Source organism: Pseudomonas sp. AGC41, from assembly GCF_057334555.1.
In genome coordinates this window covers 97,682-102,101 of the sequence record NZ_JBHFJB010000039.1, presented here as the reverse complement: position 1 = coordinate 102,101, position 4,420 = coordinate 97,682, and the positions used below count along the sequence as shown (strand labels likewise).

2 protein-coding genes and 1 pseudogene are annotated in these 4,420 nt (G+C 62.6%); 2 read left to right on the top strand and 1 reads right to left on the bottom strand.

What is annotated here, in order from left to right:
• Positions 1–322: 322 nt before the first annotated feature.
• Positions 323–784 (top strand): REP-associated tyrosine transposase, encoded by a 462-nt coding sequence (locus tag ACE04F_RS07450; protein WP_486105631.1) that lies wholly within the window; start codon positions 323–325, stop codon positions 782–784.
• A 233-nt stretch (positions 785–1,017) separates the two neighbouring features.
• Positions 1,018–4,125 carry a transglycosylase domain-containing protein gene (locus tag ACE04F_RS07445; RefSeq protein WP_486105630.1) on the top strand — a complete coding sequence of 1,036 codons (3,108 nt, stop codon included), beginning with the start codon at positions 1,018–1,020 and terminating at the stop codon, positions 4,123–4,125.
• Positions 4,126–4,137: 12 nt separating this feature from the next.
• Here the strand turns inward: ACE04F_RS07445 and ACE04F_RS07440 are convergent.
• A pseudogene (locus tag ACE04F_RS07440) lies at positions 4,138–4,420 on the bottom strand (hypothetical protein); the annotation flags it as partial.

Genomic DNA, 4,420 nt, shown 5'->3' with positions numbered 1-4,420 from the left:
CCCCCCCCCCACAAAAGCGCCTCAGCCATGACGACTACAAGCACTTGCGTATTCCTCGCGCAAGGCTGGCGATCACCTCTCCTGAAAACACACCTACCGTGGCGAGGGAGCTTGCTCCCGCTGGGTGGCGCAGCCGCCCGCGCTTTTCAGCCTTGGAAAACGCTTCGGCCATGCCACCGTTGCGGCTGCTGCGCAACCGAGCGGGAGCAAGCTCCCTCGCCACGGGACTACGTTGTTTTCGGAAAGTCGCTCAGTCATCAACGCGTCGGGGCGGAACGAGCGGAGCTACCGTAATAGTTTCTCCAGTCAAAGGAAGCACGGAATGCATCCTCAACGTCCAAACTCTCATCGTCTTCGCCACGGACGCTCTTCGGATCCGGGGCGAGGCTACCTCGTCACTACGGTAGTCCACCGACGCGCACCTCTCTTCAACGACTTGCAGCTAGGCAGGTTGCTGGCTGCGGAAATGCGTTTGGCGCATGAGCAGTGTCAGGTCAATTCTCTCGCCTGGGTCGTGATGCCGGATCATCTGCATTGGCTGCTGCAATTGGAACAAGCCCAACTGCCCAACGTGATGCAGGCAGTGAAATCCCGCAGCAACCTTGCTATCAATCGAGTCATGGGCAGGCAGGGCGCTTTCTGGCAAAACGGATTTCATGACAGGGCAATCCGCGATAACCAGGACTTGTTGCCTTGCGCCCGCTACATCATCGCCACCCCTCTTCGCGCCGGCCTGGTAGCACGCATTGGTGACTACCCGCTCTGGGATGCGATATGGCTCTAAAGTGCCGTTGTGGCGAGGGAGCTTGCTCCCGCTGGGTGGCGAAGCCGCCCTCGCGTTTCAGCTTTTGAAAGCTAGCGGCTGCTGCGCAACCGAGCGGGAGCAAGCTCCCTCGCCACACAAGCCTCGCCACTCAGTGACCTTGAGTTGACTGCCACAATTTCCCTCCCCCCACGCCAACCACCGTCTAAGCTTCAAGCAAGTCCGATCAATCTGCGTGAATGGATCAGTCGACTATGGGCGCTTTGTGGCAAACCGATTCGAATAAACCTGTGGTCCCGACTGAACGTATGGAAGAAGCGCCTTTACCCAAGAAAAAACGCCGCGCACGGCATGGCTGGCGAGCGTTCTGGTTGTTGTTGCTGATTATCGTCGTGGTGGTCGGCCTTGCCGTGGCCAAGGAGATGCGCACGTCCCGGTTCCAGGCCCGGGAGATCAGCCAGTACGCCGCGTCCTTGACCTATTCGGTGCAACCGGGGCCCAGCGACGCCATCGTCTATCCCGGGGCGGGTCCGTTCGACCGGCGCTTGGGCTACAGCTCGCTGGGGGAGTTCCTGCCGCGACTGATCAAGCGCGACTATGTGATCCAGGCCCAGGCCCGTTTCTCGCCAGAGCTGATGGGCTATGTCGAAAAAGGCCTGTTCGTGCCCTACGCGGAAAAGATCCAGGCCGGGCTGACCATCACCGATTGCCGCGCCGCGCCGGTCTATCAGTTCAAATACCCACAACAGCTGTACGCCAGTTTCGATGCCATCCCGCCGCTCGTGGTGCAGAGCCTGCTGTTCATCGAGAACCGCTTCCTGCTCGACCCCAAGCAGCCGTTGGCAAACCCGGCGGTGGACTGGCCGCGTTTCGGCATGGCGGCCTGGTCGCAAGTGGCCAAGTTGCTGAGCTTGCCCGGCCAGTCGGCGGGTGGCAGCACTTTGGCGACGCAGTTGGAAAAATACCGGCACTCCCCAGAGGGCCTGACCGTGTCGGGAGCGGAGAAGATCCGCCAGATGATTTCCGCCAGCGTGCGCGCCTACCAGGCCGGCCCACAAACTCTTGAAGCACGCCAGCGGGTCATCCGCGACTACCTCAACAGCGTGCCGCTTTCCGCTGTTCCGGGGCATGGCGAAGTCCATGGCATGGCGGAAGGGCTGAGGGTCTGGTACGGCGCCGATTTCAACAAGGCCAACGAACGCCTGTTCAGCACCGCCACCGACCCCGAAAGCCTGGCGCAGAAGGGCCTGGCCCTGCGGGAAATGCTCTCGCTGATGATCGCCCAGCGGCGGCCCTCGCATTACCTTTCGAAGGGCCACGATGAACTCGCTCGCCTGACTGACAGCCACATCCGGCTGCTGGCGCAGAACGGCGTGATCGATGCGGCCCTGGCCGAGGCCGCCCTGGCGAGCAAAGTCAGTTATCGCGACTGGGTGCAGCAACCGACGATCCAGCCCAACGAGACCAACAAGGGCATCAGCGCCGCCCGCAGTCGTCTCGCCACGCTGCTCAATCGCCCGCTGTACGACCTCGATCGCCTCGACTTGTCGGCGACCAGTACCTTGCAAAGCGAATTGCAGGCCCAGGCCACCGAGTACCTCAAGCGATTGGCCGACCCGGCGTTCGCCGCCGAGATCGGCCTGATGGGAGAACGCCTGCTGACCCCCACCAGCACCACACAGGTGCGCTACAGCTTTACCCTGCTGGAACTGACCCCAGACGGTTCGCGCGTGCGGGTGCAAACCGACAGCACCGACCAGCCCTTCGACATCAACGAGGGCAGCAAGCTGGAACTGGGCTCCACCGCCAAGTTGCGGGTGCTGACCACCTACCTGCAGATCATTGCCGAGTTGCATCAGCGCTACGCCCAACAGACCCCGGCGCAACTGAAGAAAACCGAGATCGCCGACCAGGACCGCTTGTCGCGCTGGGCGGTGGACTACCTGATTGAAAACACCGATCGCAGCCTGCCGAAAATGCTCGAAGCGGCACTCGACCGCACCTATTCCGCCAGCCCCGGCGAAGCATTCTTCACCGGCGGCGGACTGCATACCTTTCATAACTTTCGCAGGGAAGATGACGGTCGCCTGCCGACCATGCGCGACGCCCTGCGCGAATCGATCAACCTGCCGTTCATTCGCCTGATGCGCGACCTGGTGCGCTACGCCACCTATGCCGGTCCCAACAACAGCTCCGAACTGCTCAAGGATGACAAGGACCCGCGCCGCCAGGAATACCTGGCCCAGTTCGCCGATCGCGAGGGCACCTCGTTCCTGCTCAGGTTCTGGAAGAAATACCAGAAAAAGGACACCGCCCAGCGCCTGGAAACCTTCCTCGACGGCATGCGTCCCACCGCGATCCGCCTCGCCGCCGTGCACCGCTATTTCTTTCCCAACGACAGCCAGGAGAGTTTCAACCGCTTCGTACGCGCCCATCTGAAAAACGCCAAGAGCGCCGAAAAGCTCACCGACGAGCGTCTGCAGCGGCTCTATCAAAGCTACGGCCCCGGCGCCTATGACCTGCCGGACCAGGGCTTCATCGCCAAGGTTCACCCACTGGACCTGTGGTTGATGGGTTATCTGCTCAACAACCCCGACGCCAAGTTCAGCCAGATCGTCAAGGCCAGCCAGTTCGAGCGCCAGGAGGTCTATAGCTGGCTGTTCAAGAGCCGGCACAAGAGCGCTCGCGACAGCCGCATCCGCACCATGCTGGAAATCGAAGCCTTCCTCGACATCCATCAGCGCTGGCAGCAAGTCGGTTATCCGTTCGACCATCTGGTGCCATCGCTGGCCACCGCGATCGGCAGCTCCGGCGACCGCCCCGCCGCCCTCGCGGAACTGGTGGGGACCATTCTCAACGACGGTATCCGCCAACCGGCGCTGCGTGTCGACAGCCTGCAGTTTGCCGTCGACACACCCTACGAGACGCGACTGGTCAGCGATCCCGACAACGGCAAGCGAGTGATGCCGGTGGAAGTGGCCAGGGCCTTGCGCGGCGCCCTCTCGCAAGTGGTGGACGCCGGCACCGCGAAACGCGTCGCGGGCAGCTTCAAACTGGCCGACGGCACGCCGCTGGCCATGGGCGGCAAGACCGGCACCGGCGACAACCGTATCGAAGCCGTCGGCTCGGGCGGACGGGTGATCAGTTCCAAATCGATCAACCGCACCGCCACGTTCGTGTTCTACATCGGCGACAGCCATTTCGGCACCCTGACCGCCTTTGTCCCGGGCGCCTCGGCACAGAACTTCAAATTCACCTCGGCCTTGCCGGTACAGGTGCTCAAGGGCATGGCGCCGTTTCTCTCGGCCTACTTGCAGCCCGGCAGCCATACCCAATGTCAGCCGTTAGTGGCTCGCCAGTAGTCGGGCCTTGGGCTATACCTCGGAGTCCCAGATCACCGTGACATTGCCGCTGTAAGTCGTAGCGTCAGCGTCCAGCATCGCCTCAACGCTGCCCTTGGTCACTTCGAAGTGCAGCGCCCCGAGCCTGCGGTCGATGTATAAACCCGGCTGGAGCACCTCGGTGCCGCTGCCATCGCGCCATAGTCGACGGCGTTTGACCGGTTGCCCGCCGGCGTCCGTCAGGCCATCGGGCAGGGTCACGCTGACGTCCACCGGCACGGCATGGCCGGTGCCGGTTTCGGCGATGGCGCAGGTG

Bases quoted from the DNA above. Each gene is read 5' to 3' on its own strand.
- ACE04F_RS07450 (WP_486105631.1), top strand. From the start codon at position 323: ATGCATCCTCAACGTCCAAACTCTCATCGTCTTCGCCACGGACGCTCT.
- ACE04F_RS07445 (WP_486105630.1), top strand. From the start codon at position 1,018: ATGGGCGCTTTGTGGCAAACCGATTCGAATAAACCTGTGGTCCCGACT.